The 14994-nt window shown below is 64.5% G+C and carries 16 protein-coding genes; 14 read left to right on the top strand and 2 right to left on the bottom strand.

Annotated features, from left to right (window positions below):
• Positions 1 to 37 precede the first annotated feature (37 nt).
• The 4 genes from ASC68_RS06475 to ASC68_RS06460 all read left to right on the top strand — a co-directional run bounded on the left by ASC68_RS06475 (position 38) and on the right by ASC68_RS06460 (position 2539).
• Positions 38 to 541: an Rrf2 family transcriptional regulator gene (locus ASC68_RS06475; RefSeq protein ID WP_055876628.1), complete on the top strand. Its 504-nt coding sequence runs from the start codon at positions 38 to 40 to the stop codon at positions 539 to 541.
• 30 nt (positions 542 to 571) lie between these two features.
• The gene (locus ASC68_RS06470) at positions 572 to 1036 is read left to right on the top strand and encodes a carboxymuconolactone decarboxylase family protein (protein WP_055876626.1); all 465 of its coding nucleotides are present in this window, start codon (positions 572 to 574) and stop codon (positions 1034 to 1036) included.
• A 192-nt stretch (positions 1037 to 1228) separates the two neighbouring features.
• On the top strand, positions 1229 to 1606 hold the full coding sequence (locus ASC68_RS06465; protein ID WP_055876622.1) for a hypothetical protein: 378 nt from the start codon (positions 1229 to 1231) through the stop codon (positions 1604 to 1606).
• A gap of 6 nt (positions 1607 to 1612) precedes the next feature.
• Entirely contained in the window at positions 1613 to 2539 is a 927-nt protein-coding gene (locus tag ASC68_RS06460) for a DMT family transporter (RefSeq protein ID WP_248310499.1), read from the top strand.
• Here the strand turns inward: ASC68_RS06460 and ASC68_RS06455 are convergent.
• Positions 2490 to 3509: an ATP-grasp fold amidoligase family protein gene (locus ASC68_RS06455; RefSeq protein ID WP_055876619.1), complete on the bottom strand. Its 1020-nt coding sequence runs from the start codon at positions 3507 to 3509 to the stop codon at positions 2490 to 2492. The genes ASC68_RS06460 and ASC68_RS06455 overlap by 50 nt on opposite strands.
• Positions 3506 to 4177, bottom strand: coding sequence for a TetR family transcriptional regulator C-terminal domain-containing protein (locus ASC68_RS06450; RefSeq protein ID WP_055876812.1), 672 nt, complete (start codon positions 4175 to 4177; stop codon positions 3506 to 3508). Before ASC68_RS06450 ends, ASC68_RS06455 begins: the two co-directional genes overlap by 4 nt.
• A gap of 135 nt (positions 4178 to 4312) precedes the next feature.
• Here ASC68_RS06450 and ASC68_RS06445 point away from each other — a divergent pair, with 135 nt between their 5' ends.
• The 10 genes from ASC68_RS06445 (at position 4313) to ASC68_RS06400 (ending at position 14774) form a co-directional block, all read left to right on the top strand.
• On the top strand, positions 4313 to 5644 hold the full coding sequence (locus ASC68_RS06445; RefSeq protein WP_055876616.1) for an aspartate aminotransferase family protein: 1332 nt from the start codon (positions 4313 to 4315) through the stop codon (positions 5642 to 5644).
• Positions 5645 to 5713: 69 nt separating this feature from the next.
• Entirely contained in the window at positions 5714 to 7210 is a 1497-nt protein-coding gene (locus tag ASC68_RS06440) for a CoA-acylating methylmalonate-semialdehyde dehydrogenase (RefSeq protein ID WP_055876614.1), read from the top strand.
• Between the two features lie 7 nt (positions 7211 to 7217).
• Positions 7218 to 7637: a hypothetical protein gene (locus tag ASC68_RS06435; protein ID WP_055876611.1), complete on the top strand. Its 420-nt coding sequence runs from the start codon at positions 7218 to 7220 to the stop codon at positions 7635 to 7637.
• 2 nt (positions 7638 to 7639) lie between these two features.
• Positions 7640 to 8890, top strand: coding sequence for a Zn-dependent hydrolase (locus tag ASC68_RS06430; RefSeq protein WP_055876608.1), 1251 nt, complete (start codon positions 7640 to 7642; stop codon positions 8888 to 8890).
• A gap of 67 nt (positions 8891 to 8957) precedes the next feature.
• Positions 8958 to 10412 (top strand): dihydropyrimidinase, encoded by a 1455-nt coding sequence (gene hydA, locus ASC68_RS06425; RefSeq protein ID WP_055876605.1) that lies wholly within the window; start codon positions 8958 to 8960, stop codon positions 10410 to 10412.
• Positions 10413 to 10416: 4 nt separating this feature from the next.
• On the top strand, positions 10417 to 11217 hold the full coding sequence (locus tag ASC68_RS06420) for an ABC transporter ATP-binding protein (protein WP_055876603.1): 801 nt from the start codon (positions 10417 to 10419) through the stop codon (positions 11215 to 11217).
• A gap of 3 nt (positions 11218 to 11220) precedes the next feature.
• Positions 11221 to 11769, top strand: coding sequence for a hypothetical protein (locus ASC68_RS06415; protein ID WP_055876600.1), 549 nt, complete (start codon positions 11221 to 11223; stop codon positions 11767 to 11769).
• Entirely contained in the window at positions 11766 to 12662 is an 897-nt protein-coding gene (locus tag ASC68_RS06410; protein WP_055876597.1) for an ABC transporter permease, read from the top strand. The genes ASC68_RS06415 and ASC68_RS06410 overlap by 4 nt, the downstream gene beginning before the upstream one ends.
• Positions 12663 to 12883: 221 nt before the next feature.
• A complete protein-coding gene (locus ASC68_RS06405; protein WP_055876809.1) occupies positions 12884 to 13774 on the top strand; it encodes an ABC transporter permease in 891 nt (296 codons plus the stop codon).
• 25 nt (positions 13775 to 13799) lie between these two features.
• Positions 13800 to 14774 (top strand): ABC transporter substrate-binding protein, encoded by a 975-nt coding sequence (locus tag ASC68_RS06400; protein WP_055876595.1) that lies wholly within the window; start codon positions 13800 to 13802, stop codon positions 14772 to 14774.
• The last annotated feature ends 220 nt before the right edge of the window (positions 14775 to 14994 follow it).

Here is a 14994-nt window from a genome sequence, read left to right as displayed (position 1 = left end):
ATCATGGATATATTGTATCCATGATTGGAGTCGGACGATGAAGCTGGGCGACGGGGTGGAGCAGGCTATCCATTGCATGCTGATGCTGAGCGGGTTGCAGCCGGACGGCGCCATGCCGGCGGCAGCGCTGGCGGAGTATCACGGTGTTTCGACCAGCTACCTGCTCAAGCACCTGCAGGCGCTGGCGGGAGCTGGCCTGCTCACTTCGGTGCCGGGACCGCGCGGCGGTTACCGGCTCGGCCGGCCGGCGGACAAGATCACCCTGCTCGACGTGGTGCTGGCGCTCGAAGGCGCCGGACCGGCGTTTCGCTGCAGCGAAATCCGGCAACGAGGGCCAGATCCCCTGCCGCAGAAATTCTTCGCCAAGCCATGCGGCGTGAGCGCCGCGATGCTGAAGGCGGAACGCGCCTATCGCGATGAACTGCGCAAGGTCAGCATCGCCGAGCTGGCGTACAATCCGGACACCGAACTCGGCAACGCCATCGAAGGGCGCAGCTGCGCCTTCCGCGAACGGCATGAGCGGCGCCCGGCCGCCAGCTAACCCCTTCCCCAAGCAAAAGGACTGTTTGCCATGCGAGCTCGACTCGACATCACCAAGGTTGCGCCCGACGCCTACCGCGCCGTAGCAGCGCTCGACCGTTTCGTGGTCAAGGAAAGCGGCCTCGAGGCCCGCTATATCCACCTGATCAAGCTCTATGCCTCGCACATCAACGGCTGCGCCTACTGCGTCGACATGCACATCAGGGAAGCGCGGCACACCGGGCTGCCGGACCAGTGGATCAACCTGGTCAATGTGTGGCGCGAGTCGCCGGTCTACAGCGACGCCGAGCGCGCCGTGCTGGCCTGGACCGAGGCGCTGACCCTCCTGGCGAACACACGTGCGCCGGACGAGGCGTTCGAGCCGCTGAGGGCGCATTTCACCGAGGAGCAGATCGCCAACATCACCGTGGCGATCAGCACCATCAACGTGTGGAACCGCGTCACCGTGGGGCTCAGGACGCTGCACGCCGTCGCGCCGGAGACGGTTGCCGCCTGATCCCCGCACAATTGTGGTGGGCCGGTGTCGATTCCGGCCTGCCTCGTGCGTCGTTGTTCTGTAACCAGAGCACCTCACCGCTTCGGCGAAGCGGCGAAGTGCTCCGATTTTTTGATTGGTCGCGCTTTCAGAGCGGAAAAGTCTCGCAACCTTTCCTGAAAGCGCTATGCACACATCCGAGGAGCTTCACGCATGTTCTCGACTTTGTTCGTTCTCGCCCACCTCCTGCTGGGCGGCGCTTTCGTGGTTTTCGGCATCCGCAACATCAAGGGCATTCCGGGCCTTGCGAGTTTCCTCGCCGGCAGGAAGGTGGCGCAGCCGCAGGCGGCCGCGACCTTCGGCGTGGGCCTGCAGATCGTCGGCGGCGCCTTGACGGTGCTGGCGCCATTTGTGCCGGTTGCCGGCGTGCTCGGCGGGCTGGCGTTGATTGTTTTCCTGGCCCTCGCCACCCTGCTGTTCCACCCGTTCTGGGAATTTTCGGGCGAGGAGCAGAAGCCGCATGTGCAGTCGTTCATCATGAACAGCGGGCTCAGCGGCGCTTTCCTGCTCGTCATCGCCTACGCGCTCTAGCCACCCGTGAGCGTTGCCGGCACCAGCATCGAGAGCACGGACGCGAAGCGGCAGCGAGTGCTGTCGCATCTCGCCATGCTGCTGTTCGCGGCGCTGATCGCCGGCTCGTTCACCTTCGGGGCACTGACCGTGCCCTATATCCACGCCGTGCCGCTCAACGCCCTGCGCTTCGTCCTCGCGGCGATGCTGATGGGAGCGTTCGCCTTCGGAGTGGCGCGGCAGACATTCGCCTTCCCGCCGGCGCCCTGGCGCTTCGGCATCAACGGCTTCCTGACTGCGGTCTATTTCGTCACCATGTTCATCGCGCTGACCATGACGCAGCCGGTGGCGACCAGCGCCGTCTATACGCTGGTGCCGCTGATGACAGCGGTGACGGCGTATTTCATCGTCGGGCAGCGCTCGGGGCTCGCGGTACTGGTCAGCCTGCTGCTGGCCGGGCTCGGGGCGATCTGGGTGATCTTCCGCGGCGATATCGACGCGCTCCTGCGCTTCGATATCGGCCAGGGCGAGCTGATCTATTTCGTCGGCTGCATCGCCTACGCGATCTACACGCCGCTGCTGCGCCGCTTCAACCGAGGCGAGTCGGCGCTGGTGCTGAGCTTCTGGACCATGGTGGCGACAGCGGCCTGGATCGTCCTTTACGGCCTGCCCGAAATCCTCGCCACCGACTGGGCGCACCTGCCGGCGCTGGTCTGGTGGGTGGTGCTCTACCTCGCCATCGGCCCGACGGCGGTGTGCTTCTTCCTGATCCAGTTCGCCTCGGCCCGGCTGCCGGCGGCCAAGGTCATTGCCTATGGCTACCTGGTGCCGGCCTTCGTCATCGTGTTCGAGGGGCTGGCCGGGCATGGCTGGGCCAGCCTCAGCGTCGCCGCCGGCGCGGCGATCACCGTACTGGGGCTGGTGGTGCTGGCGCTGCTGAAGGAGCGGCACTGAGCACGCGCCGGTGCTCCACTACCCAGCGGCGGAAGGCGCCCTGATAGAGCGAGAGCGGCCAAGGCTGGGGGTGACTGAGGAACCAGCAGTTGTGGAAGGCCTCGAACCAGGCCCGCTCGATCAGCGGTGCGTTGGACGCCTCGCGTTCGCGACCGTAGCCGGCGCTGGGATAAACGGTCATTTCGCCCAGATAGATGTCCGCGCCGTCGACGAGGAAATCGACCCGAACATGGTCGATGCCGCGGCTCAACCGCTGCGCCAGCCCCATGGCCTCGAAGTAGCTGGGCGGCAGGACGTAGTCGGCGGGTAGGTGCATGGTATCGGGCACACCGAGCTTGTTCGGCAGGCGCCGTCCGGCGCCATCGAAATGCGCCTGCCGTTCGCTATCGGCATGCTGGTCAAGCGAGACGAAGCCGGCGGAGACCACGCCATCGTGGCTGCGGAAGGTGTATTCGACGAGACCTGCTCCGTTGCCGATGCGCGGCTCGACGAAGAGCCGGCGCGGAATGTCGCGATAAGCCCATTGGTCCTGAATGTAGTGCGAGCGCTGCAGCCAGCTGTGCAGCAGTGCATTGAGCTCGGTGCGCGGCAGCGGCGTGCGCTCGGGGAAATGGTTCATCCGGAAGCCGTGACTGGCCTTGACGACATTACCGGGAACGACGAGCGCATCAGGCAGTTCCTCCGGCGTCGTGCCGACCCAGATCGGCATCGCCACGCGGATATCCGGGAAGTGTTCGGCGGCCCAGTACTTGGTCGCAAGCTTGTCAGAGAACAGGGTAAAGCGCGGGTCGTGGTCGAAGATCTTCCGCCACTGCACCAGGTCGGTGTGCTCGGTGGGTTGGGCAAGATTGGGCAGCCGCCCGCGGCGACGCCGGAACTCGCGCCTCAGACTGCGGTAGAGCAGCAGGCAGAGTAGCTGAACCACGGCAAAGATCAGGCGGTCGGTGCGGCTGGTCCCGGAACCGCTCACTGCTTGGGCAACAACCCGTGCAGATACAGGTTCTCGAGGAAGCGGGCGGCGTCCTCGAAGCGGCCTTCGCCGCCGCGGTCCTTGCCGAGCACGGCGCGGACCTGCACGTCGAAATCGGCATAGTGCTGGGTGGTGGCCCAGATCGAAAAGATCAGGTGGTAGGGATCGGTGCGGACGATCTTGCCGGCATCCATCCAGCCTTCGATCACCTTGGCCTTGTCGTCGACCAGCGCCTTGAGATCGGTCTCCAGCATTTCGAGCACCCGCGGGGCGCCCTGCAGCATCTCGTTGGCGAAGAGCCGGCTCTGGCGCGGATAGTCGCGGCTCATCTCGAGCTTGCGGCGAAGGTAGGAGCGGAGCTCGGGGACCGGGTCGCCGACCGAATCGATCTCGCGCAGCGGGGCCAGCCAGATATCGAGCATCTCGGCGAGCAGGCGCTGGTAGATCTCCTCCTTGCGCGGGAAATAGTAGAGCAGGTTGGGCTTACTCATCCCCGCCGCTTCGGCGATCTGGTCGATGGTAGCGCCGCGGAATCCCTCGCGACTGAACACATCGAGCGCCGCCTCGAGGATGACTTCCTGCTTCTCGCGCTGGATGCGCGTCTGCGCCCTTGGACGCTTCGATGGCGCTGCCTTTGCGCCCCCTTTGCCGCCCTCGGTCTCCAGCATTTTCACCTTGATCGGCGGCATGGGAGTGATAACGTTTTTTCCAACTGGTCAAATTTCTGGATAACACATCCAAAGGTCAAGCGCCAAATATACTTGACCTCAGAACTCAACAAATAGCCTCCGGGGGAGTCCAAGGTGTCCGACCGTCGCAATGTCACGCCGAACGATCTGAGCGCGTTCTGGATGCCGTTCACGGCGAACCGACAGTTCAAGAAGGCGCCCCGCATGTTCGTCGGCGCCAAGGACATGCACTATACGACTTCCGACGGACGCAAAGTGCTCGATGGCACGGCGGGCCTGTGGTGCGTCAATGCCGGCCATTGCCGCCCCAAGATCGTCGAGGCGATCCAGGAGCAGGCGGCCGAGCTCGACTACGCACCGGCCTTTCAGATGGGCCATCCCAAGGCGTTCGAGCTGGCCAACGCGCTGGTATCGATCGCGCCTGAGGGGCTCGACCATGTGCTCTACACCAATTCCGGTTCGGAATCGGTCGAGACGGCGCTGAAGGTGGCGCTGGCCTATCACAAGGTCAAAGGCGATGCCGGACGGTTCCGGCTGATCGGGCGCGAGCGCGGCTATCACGGAGTGAATTTCGGCGGCATCTCGGTGGGCGGCATCGTCACCAATAGGAAGATGTTCGGCACGCTCCTGACCGGCGTCGACCACATGCCGCACACCCATACGCCGGGCAAGAACCAGTTCACCCGCGGCGAGCGCGAAGGGGGCGGCGAGGACCTCGCGTCCGAGCTCGAGCGCATCGTCACGCTGCATGACGCTTCGACCATCGCAGCTGTCATCGTCGAGCCGGTGGCCGGCTCGACCGGCGTGCTGATCCCGCCCAAGGGCTATCTGCAGAAACTGCGCGAGATCACCAAAAAGCACGGCATCCTGCTGATCTTCGACGAAGTGATCACCGGTTTCGGCCGCCTCGGCACACCGTTCGCGGCGGACTATTTCGGCGTGACACCGGATATCCTGGTGACGGCCAAGGGCCTGACCAACGGCGTCATCCCGATGGGCGCGGTGCTGGTGAGCTCCGAGATCCACGATGCGTTCATGCAGGGACCCGAGCACGTCATCGAGTTCATGCATGGCTACACCTATTCGGGCAACCCGATCGCTTCGGCGGCGGGCCTCGCGACGCTCGAGACCTACAAGGACGAAGGCTTGTTGACCCGCGGCGCGGAGCTGGCGCCCTACTGGGCCGATGCGCTGCACTCGCTCAAGGGGCTGCCGCACGTCATCGACATCCGCAACCTGGGGCTGATCGGCGCGATCGAGCTCGAGCCGATTGCCGGCCAGCCGACCAAGCGGGCCTTCTCGGCCTTCGTCAAAGCCTTCGAGACCGGCATCCTGATCCGCACCACCGGCGACATCATCGCGATGAGCCCACCGCTGATCATCTCCAAGGCGCAGATCGACGAGCTGATCGGCACCTTGGGCAGCATCCTGAAGACGCTTGAGTAGAATGGAACGATTGTTCTATATCGCACCCGATAGAACGAACGTTCTACACCCAACGAGCGGAGGTCTGTGATGCAGACGATACAGAATGCGATCGGCGGCAAGCTGGTCACCTCGACGAGCCCGCGCACTCAGCCGGTGTTCAACCCGGCCACCGGCGAGGCCACCGCAACGCTGCCGCTGTCGAGCGTCGACGAAGTGAATGCCGCTGTCGCCGCCGCCAGGAAGGCCCTGCCCGGCTGGGCCGCGACCACGCCGATGAAGCGGGCGCGGGTGATGTTCAAGTTCAAGGAGCTGCTGGAAAAGCACGCTGACGAGCTGGCCGAGCTGATCAGCCGCGAGCACGGCAAGGTGCATGACGACGCGCTGGGTGAGCTGGCCCGCGGCATCGACTGCGTCGATTTCGCCTGCGGCGTGCCGCAGCTCTTGAAGGGCGAGTTCAGCCGCAATGTCGGGCCGAACATCGACAGCTATTCCGACCGGCAGCCCCTGGGCGTGGTCGCCGGCATCACGCCGTTCAACTTCCCGGCCATGGTGCCGATGTGGATGTATCCGCTGGCCATCGCCTGCGGCAACACCTTCGTTTTGAAGCCGTCGGAACGCGATCCGAGCGCGCCGATGTTCGCCTGGCAGCTGCTGATGGATGCCGGGCTGCCCGACGGCGTGCTGAACGTCGTCCATGGCGACAAGGAAGCGGTCGATACCATTCTCGACCACCCCGACATCAAGGCGGTGAGCTTTGTCGGCTCGACGCCGATCGCCGAATACGTCTATCGGCGCGGCACCCAGGCCGGCAAACGCGTGCAGGCGCTGGGCGGCGCCAAGAACCACATGATCGTGTTGCCCGATGCCGACATGGACCAGGCGGCCGACGCGCTGATGGGCGCCGGTTACGGCTCGGCCGGCGAGCGCTGCATGGCGATCTCGGTGGCGGTGCCGGTGGGCGACAAGACGGCAGACGCGCTGATCGCACGGCTGAAGCCGCGGGTCGAAGCGCTTAAGATCGGCCCCGCGACCGACAAGGACGCGCAGATGGGTCCGATCGTCTCGCAGGCGCAGCGCGACAAGATCGTCGGCTATATCGATGCCGGCGTCGAAGCCGGGGCGGAGTTGGTGGTCGATGGCCGCGGCTTCAAGCTGCAGGGCTATGAGAACGGCTTCTTCGTCGGCGGCACGCTGTTCGACCATGTGAAGCCCGACATGAAGATCTACCGCGAGGAGATTTTCGGGCCGGTGCTGTCGGTGGTCAGGGCGCAGAGCTACCAGGATGCGGTCGACCTGATCCACGGGCACGAATATGCCAACGGCACGGCGATCTTCACCCGCGACGGCGACGCGGCACGCGACTTCGCCGACAAGATCGAAGTGGGCATGGTCGGCATCAACGTGCCGATCCCGGTGCCGGTGGCCTACCACTCGTTTGGCGGCTGGAAGCGCTCGATCTTCGGTGACCACGGCATCTACGGGCCGGAAGGCGTGCACTTCTACACCCGGCTCAAGACGGTCACCACACGCTGGCCGGCCGGGATCAAGAGCGGCGCCGAGTTCAGCTTCCCGAGCCAGAAATAGAGCCCACGTGAAAGCGCAGCGTCTCGGAAAATTAGAGCAGCAAAGGCAGTCCCTCGAGAGGGACTTCCGCGATGCTCTGGTTGAGGCGCTGAAGGAATGCGCAGGCGGGCGGTGGGGCCTGTTCGAGCGGAACAAGGGCCTCCTCCCAGCGCATCTCGAGACGCGCTATTTGCCGGAATCAGTCGCAAGGGTGGACGATCTGGGAGAACAGGTCGCCCAAGCACGAGTGAGCCTCGGCTATACTGAACTGCCGGAACTGGTTCGCTTACGCGAACTGCGCCGGGCTGCACACGCAGGCAACGCCTTTGGCGAACCACGCCAGGCGCAAGTGTGGCTCGATGAAATAGCCAAAGGATCCGACCTCATTGCCTCCCCAGAGGGGCGAGGGGGTGCTGTGGCACTATCCGAACACAATCCGAAAGACTGACTATGGCAGCTCCTGGCGAAAACCTCCGTATCGACCCCGAACGCCTGTGGAGCTCCATTCATGAGTTGGCCGAGATCGGGCCGGGCGTTGCCGGGGGCTCCAATCGGCAGACGGTGACCGACGACGATGCCAAGGGCCGGGCGCTGTTCAAGCGCTGGTGCGAGGCGGCCGGCATGGAGATGGGGCTCGACCAGATGGGCACCATGTTCGCGCGGCGCGAAGGCAGCGAGCCGGGGCTCGATCCGGTCTATGTCGGCAGCCATCTCGACACCCAGCCGACCGGCGGGCGCTATGACGGCGTGCTCGGGGTGCTGGGCGGGCTCGAGGTGATCCGCACGCTCAACGATCTCGACATCCGGACCCGGCGCCCGATCGTGGTGGTCAACTGGACCAACGAGGAAGGGGCGCGGTTCGCGCCGGCGATGATGGCCTCGGGCGTGTTCGCCGGAGTGCTCGACCAGGCCGACGTCTATACGCACAAGGACAAGGACGGAAAGAGCTTCGGCGAGGAGCTGGAGCGGATCGGCTGGCGCGGCGACGAGGTGGTCGGGGCGCGCAAGATCCATGCGTACTACGAGCTCCACATCGAACAGGGCCCGATCCTCGAGGACGAGAACGTCGATATCGGCGTCGTGACGCACGGCCAGGGGCTGAAGTGGCTGCAGGTGACGCTGACCGGCAAGGAAGCGCATACCGGCTCCACCCCGATGCCGAAGCGGCGCAATGCCAGCCTCGGCATGGCGCGGGTGATCGAGCTGGTGCACGAAGTGGCGATGGACTACCAGCCGGAGGCCGTCGGCGCAGTGGGGCACATCCAGGTCTATCCGAACTCACGCAACATCATTGCCGGCAAGGCGGTGTTCACCATCGACATCCGCTCGCCGAACAAAGAGGTGCTGGACGAGATGGACGAGCGCATCCGCTACGGCATCCAGAACACCGCCGAGGCGCTCGATATCGGCTTCGAGGTCGAGCAGGTCGGGCATTTCGACCCGGTGACCTTCGACAAGACGCTGGTGGGCAATATCCGCGAGGCAGCCAAGGAACTCGGCTACTCCTACCGCGATATCGTTTCGGGCGCCGGGCATGACGCCTGCTGGATCAACCGGGTGGCGCCCTCGGCAATGATCATGTGCCCGTGCGTCGACGGGCTCAGCCATAACGAGGCGGAAGAGATCTCGAAGGAGTGGGCAGCGGCAGGGACAGATGTGCTGCTGCGGGCAGTGCTGGAGACGGCGGAGATCGTATCGTAGCGCGCCTCACGCGGCGCGCTTTCGGCCCTCTTGGGGAGGGCAGACTGAACAAAGACAGGGACCGAGCATGAGCAGCAAGATCATCAAGGGCGGCACCGTCGTTACCGCCGACCTCACCTATATGGCCGATATCCGGGTCGAAGGCGGCAGGATCACTGAGATCGGGCAGAACCTCAGCGGTGGCGAGGTGCTCGATGCCAGCGGCTGCTACGTGATGCCGGGCGGGATCGACCCGCACACGCATCTCGAAATGCCGTTCATGGGCACCTATTCGAGCGACGATTTCGAGAGCGGGACGCGGGCGGCGCTGAGTGGCGGCACCACCATGGTGGTGGATTTCTGCCTGCCCAGCCCGCAGCAGTCGCTGCTCGAAGCGCTGCAGATGTGGGACAACAAAACCTCGAAGGCCAGCTGCGACTACTCGTTCCACATGGCGATCACCTGGTGGGGCGAGCAGGTGTTCAACGAGATGGCCGATGTGGTCGATCGCGGCATCACCTCGTTCAAGCACTTCATGGCCTACAAGGGCGCGCTGATGGTGGATGACGACGAGATGTTCTCGTCGTTCCAGCGCTGTGCCGACCTCGGCGCCCTGCCCCTCGTTCATGCCGAGAACGGCGACGTGGTGGCGCAGATGACGGCCAAACTCCTTGCCGCGGGCAACAACGGGCCGGAGGCGCATGCCTATTCGCGACCGCCGGAGGTGGAGGGAGAGGCAACCAACCGGGCGATCATGATCGCCGACATGGCGGGGGTGCCGGTCTATATCGTCCATACCTCGTGCGAGCAGGCGCATGAGGCGATCCGCCGGGCGCGGCAGGCGGGCAAGCGTGTCTATGGCGAGCCCCTGATCCAGCACCTGGTGCTCGATGAGACCGAGTATTTCAACCGCGATTGGGATTATGCGGCGCGCCGGGTGATGAGCCCGCCGTTCCGCAACAAGCAGCACCAGGATTCGCTGTGGGCGGGGCTGGCCTCAGGCTCGCTGCAGGTGGTGGCGACCGACCACTGCGCCTTCACCACGGCGCAAAAGCGCAACGGGATCGGCAACTTCGCCAAGATCCCCAACGGCACCGGTGGGCTCGAGGACCGGATGCCGGTGCTGTGGACCAAGGGCGTCAAGACCGGCCGGCTGACGATGAACGAATTCGTCGCGGTGACCTCGACCAACATCGCCAAGATCCTCAACATGTACCCCAAAAAGGGCGCCATCCTGGTCGGGGCGGATGCCGACCTCGTGGTGTGGGACCCCAAGCGCAAAAAGACCATCAGCGCGGCCAAACAGCAGTCGGCGATCGACTACAACGTGTTCGAGGGCATCGAGGTCGAGGGGCTGCCGCGGTTCACGCTGACGCGTGGACAGCTGGCGGTAACCGAAGACCAGATCAGTACCGAGCAGGGCCACGGCCAGTTCGTCGCACGTGAGGCGAAGAACCCGGTGAACCGGGCGCTTTCGACATGGAAAGAGATCACCGCACCGCGCAAGGTAGAGCGTACCGGCATTCCGGCGACGGGGGTTTGAGGGTTTGACGACTGATGGGGGCAAATCGCAGAGCGTGGTCGAGGCCAAGGGGCTCGGCCTTACGTTCAAGACGGCGGATGGCGACGTGGTGGCGCTGTCCGACGTCAACCTGGAGATCAAGCGGGGCGAGTTCGTTTCGTTCATCGGCCCTTCGGGCTGCGGCAAGACGACGTTTCTGCGCGTCATCGCCGACCTCGAGCAGCCGACCTCAGGCAGCATCACGGTCAACGGCACCTCGCCGGCCGATGCGCGGCTCAACCGCTCCTATGGCTATGTGTTCCAGGCGCCGGCGCTGTTTCCGTGGCGCTCGATCGAGAACAACGTGGCGCTGCCGCTCGAGATCATGGGCTATGGCGACGCCGACCGGAAGGCGCGGATCAACAAAGCGCTGGAGCTGGTGAACCTCGAGGGCTTCGAGAAGAAGTTCCCCTGGCAGCTCAGTGGCGGCATGCAGCAGCGGGCCTCGATTGCCCGGGCGCTGGCGTTCGACGCCGACCTGTTGCTGATGGACGAGCCGTTCGGAGCGCTCGACGAGATCGTCCGCGACCACCTCAATTCGGAACTGTTGAAGCTCTGGGCGGCGACGCAGAAAACCATCGCCTTCGTCACCCACTCGATCCCCGAGGCGGTGTACCTCAGTACCAAGATCGTGGTGATGAGCCCGCGGCCGGGACGGGTGACCGATATCATCGAAAGCACGCTCCCCGCGGAGCGGCCGCTCGAGATCCGCGAGACGCCGGAGTTCCTCGCCATCGCCCACCGGGTGCGCGACGGCCTCAGGGCCGGCCACTCCTACGAGGAGTAGCGGATGCGCTTCGAGGAGGTAACGCGCACCGCAATAGAGCACCGCGACGGCGCACTGCACTTTCGCCTGGCCAACAAGCGAAACTGGTTCCTCGCTTTGTTCATACTCGTCTGGCTCGGGGGCTGGACGATGGGTGGGTCTTTCGGGTTTCGGATTTTTTCGGCTGATCTCCCCAGCGAGACCAGGCTGTTTACGATGTTCTGGTTGATCGGCTGGGCGTTCGGCTGGGTCGCTGCGGCTGCGACTGTCCTATGGACGACCATGGGGGCCGAGTCGGTGACTGCCAACACCACGGCGCTCACGCACACGCTGCATGTCGGACCGCTGCGGTATGACAGGCACTACAAGCCGGCGGAGCTCAAGAACCTCATGTGGAGGGACGGATCTGGCGGCCCGGCATTTCTTCAGGGTCGCGGAACCAAACCTTCGGCGATCGTTGCTGACTACGGTGCCAAGTCGATCGAGTTTCTGCGCGGCATCTCACAAAGCGAAGCGACGCACCTGCTCGACAGGCTGCGGCCTGCATTGGGGATGCGGAGAGCCGAGGCATGAGCGCTGCGTCCCAAACCGCCAAAACGAGCGGCAGTCTCGTTCCGATCCTGATCGTCGTGGCGGCGCTGATCGTCGTCTGGTACGTCGCGGCGGTGCTGATGAACTGGCAGGGGATGTCGGATTTCTACCAGCGTACCGACGTGACCGGTGTCAGCTTCAACCAGCAGCTCAATGATGTGCTGAACGCCGAAAAGCCGCTGCTGCCGGCGCCGCACCAGATTGTCGGCGAGTTCTGGAAGACCACGGTCGAGCAGGCGGTGACGTCGAAGCGCAGCCTCGTCTACCACGGCTGGATCACGCTTTCGGCGACGCTGCTCGGCTTTGCCATGGGCACGGTGTTCGGCATCGGGCTCGCGGCGTTCATCGTCCACAACCAGGCGATGGACCGCTCGCTGATGCCGTGGATCATCGCCAGCCAGACCATCCCGATCCTCGCCATTGCACCGATGGTGATCGTGGTGCTGAACGCCGTCGGCATTTCCGGGCTGATCCCCAAGGCGCTGATCTCGACCTATCTCAGCTTCTTCCCGGTGGTGGTCGGCATGGTGAAGGGGTTTCGCAGCCCCGAGTCGATCCAGCTCGATCTGATGCGGACCTACAATGCGGCGCGCTTCCAGGTGTTCACCAAGCTGCGCTGGCCGATTGCGCTGCCGTATCTCTTCACCTCGATGAAGGTGGGCGTGGCGGCGAGCCTCGTCGGCGCCATTGTCGGCGAGCTGCCGGCCGGCACCAGCAACGGCATCGGGGCACGGCTGCTGGCCGGGTCCTATTACGGGCAGACGATCCAGATCTGGTCGGCGCTGCTGGCCGCCGCCCTGCTGGCCGGGGCGCTGATCGCGCTGGTCGGGTTGGCCGAGCGGCTAACCAACCAGCGGCTGGGAGCCCGAGCATGACGGCGCTGCAACGGGTCCTCGCCGCTTTCGCCTCGGGCTTTGCGCTGCTGGCCCTGATCTTCGATTTCGCCTCGACCGAAGGCGCACCGCTGCCTGTGTGGGAGTTCCCATTGGTCGGCGTGTTCCTGGTGCTGGCGGTGCTGAGCCTCGTCCGTTTCCGGGTAAAAGTCAGCTACTGGGTCGATGGGGTGCTGGCGGCGATCGGTGCCGTGGGGCTCGTCATGGCGCTCGAAACGCTGCAGCAGGCCGAGCCGGGCTACTGGTTCGCGCTGGTGGCGAGCTGGCTGTTTGCCTGGCTGTTCGCCGAGCGGCTGGCGCTGGCGATTGCGCGGGACGAGGTGCCGGATGCCGTAGGGGTGCTGATCCCGGCGATCTTCGGCGTTGCCATCCTGGTCGCCTGGGAAGCGATCACCCGGGGCGGCAACGTGCCCAAGGTGCTGCTGCCCTCGCCATCAGGGATCTGGGAGACTTTGATCGGCAACATCCCGAGGATCGCGGCGGATTTCCAGCAGACCTTCCTCAAGGCGGTGCTGGCAGGTTACGCGCTCGGCTGCGGCGCCGGCTTCCTCGTCGCCATTGCCGTGGACCGCTCGCCGTTCCTCAAACGCGGCTTGCTGCCGCTCGGCAACTTCATCTCGGCGCTGCCGCTGATCGGCATCGCGCCGATCATGGTGATGTGGTTCGGCTTCGACTGGCCAAGTAAGGCCGCCGTCGTGGTGATCATGACGTTTTTCCCGATGCTGGTGAACACCGTCGCCGGGCTGAACGCCGCCGGGCACATGGAGCGCGACCTGATGCGCACCTATGCGTCGGGGTACTGGTCGACGCTGTTCAAGCTCCGGTTGCCGGCTGCGGCGCCGTTCATTTTCAACGCCTTGAAGATCAACTCGACTCTGGCGCTGATCGGCGCAATCGTGGCTGAATTCTTCGGAACACCCATCGTCGGCATGGGCTTTCGCATCTCATCGGAGATCGGCAAGCTCAATGTCGAGATGGTCTGGGCAGAGATCGCCGTGGCGGCGTTGGCGGGCTCTGTCTTCTACTGGGTGGTGGCGCTCATCGAGCGGGCAGTCACCTTCTGGCATCCGTCCGTCCGTGGTGGTCGGGCGTAATCAGGGGAAAAGGGAAACGCAAAAAATGAAGAAGCTTCTCGTTGGTCTGGTGGCGGGCGCTCTGGCGCTCGGTGCCACCGCGGCTTACGCGGCCGATCCGGTCACCTTACAGCTCAAGTGGGTGACGCAGGCGCAGTTCGCCGGCTACTTCGTCGCCAAGGACAAGGGGTTCTACACCGAAGAAGGCATCGACATCACGATCAAGCCGGGCGGACCGGATATCGCCCCCGAACAGGTGATCGCCGGTGGCGGCGCCGACGTGATCGTCGACTGGATGGGCGGCGCGCTGGCGGCCCGTGAACAGGGCGTCGGCCTCGTCAATATCGCGCAGCCGTTCAAGAAATCCGGCCTCTTGATGATCTGCCCGAAGGATGGCCCGGTGCAGACCGAAGCCGACTTCAAGGGCCACACGCTCGGCGTCTGGTTCTTCGGCAACGAGTATCCGTTCTACGCCTGGATGAACAAGCTGGGCATCCCGACCGAGGGCGGCGCCGATGGCGTGAACGTCCTGAAGCAGTCGTTCGACGTGCAGCCGCTGGTGCAGAAGCAGGCGGATTGCATCTCGGTGATGACCTATAACGAACTGGGCCAGGCGATCGACGCCGGCTTCACCACCGACAAGCTGGTGATCTTCAACTACACCGACCTCGGCAACGACCTGCTCGAGGACGGCCTTTATGCGATGGAAGACAAGCTCGCCGACCCGGCCTTCGCCGACAAGATGGTGCGCTTCGTCCGCGCTTCGCAGAAGGGCTGGCAGTACGCGATCGACAATCCGGATGAAGCCGCCCAGATCGTCATCGACAACGACGAAAGCGGTGCACAGACCCTCGACCATCAGAAGTACATGATGGGCGAAGTGGCCAAGCTCGTCGACGCCAAGGACTTCAAGCTCGACGCGGCCGCCTATGACCGCACCGAGAAGGCGCTCTTGGACCAGAAGATCATCCAGAACAAGCCGTCGGGCGCCTTCACCTCGGCGATCACCGACAAGCTCTGAAAACTTTCCCTGAGACTTGGGGTTTCAGGAGTGACGAGGCGGGGAGCGATCCCCGCCTTTTTTGTACGTTGACTGATAGAGACGGCCCCTCCCGGCCTCCCCCATAAAGGGGGAGGTGAAGAGTCGGAGCTCTGTCTTGGTTCGTGCCAAGTGAACCGGCGGAGCGCCTCCCCCATTATGGGGAGGATGGAAGAGGGCCGTCTGCTTCAGTTAGCCCGCC

The sequence above is a fragment of the Devosia sp. Root105 genome (assembly GCF_001424865.1).
Classification (GTDB): Bacteria; Pseudomonadota; Alphaproteobacteria; order Rhizobiales; family Devosiaceae; genus Devosia_A.
Note: the sequence above shows the minus strand (reverse complement) of the source record. Positions and strands in the feature narration are given on the sequence as shown.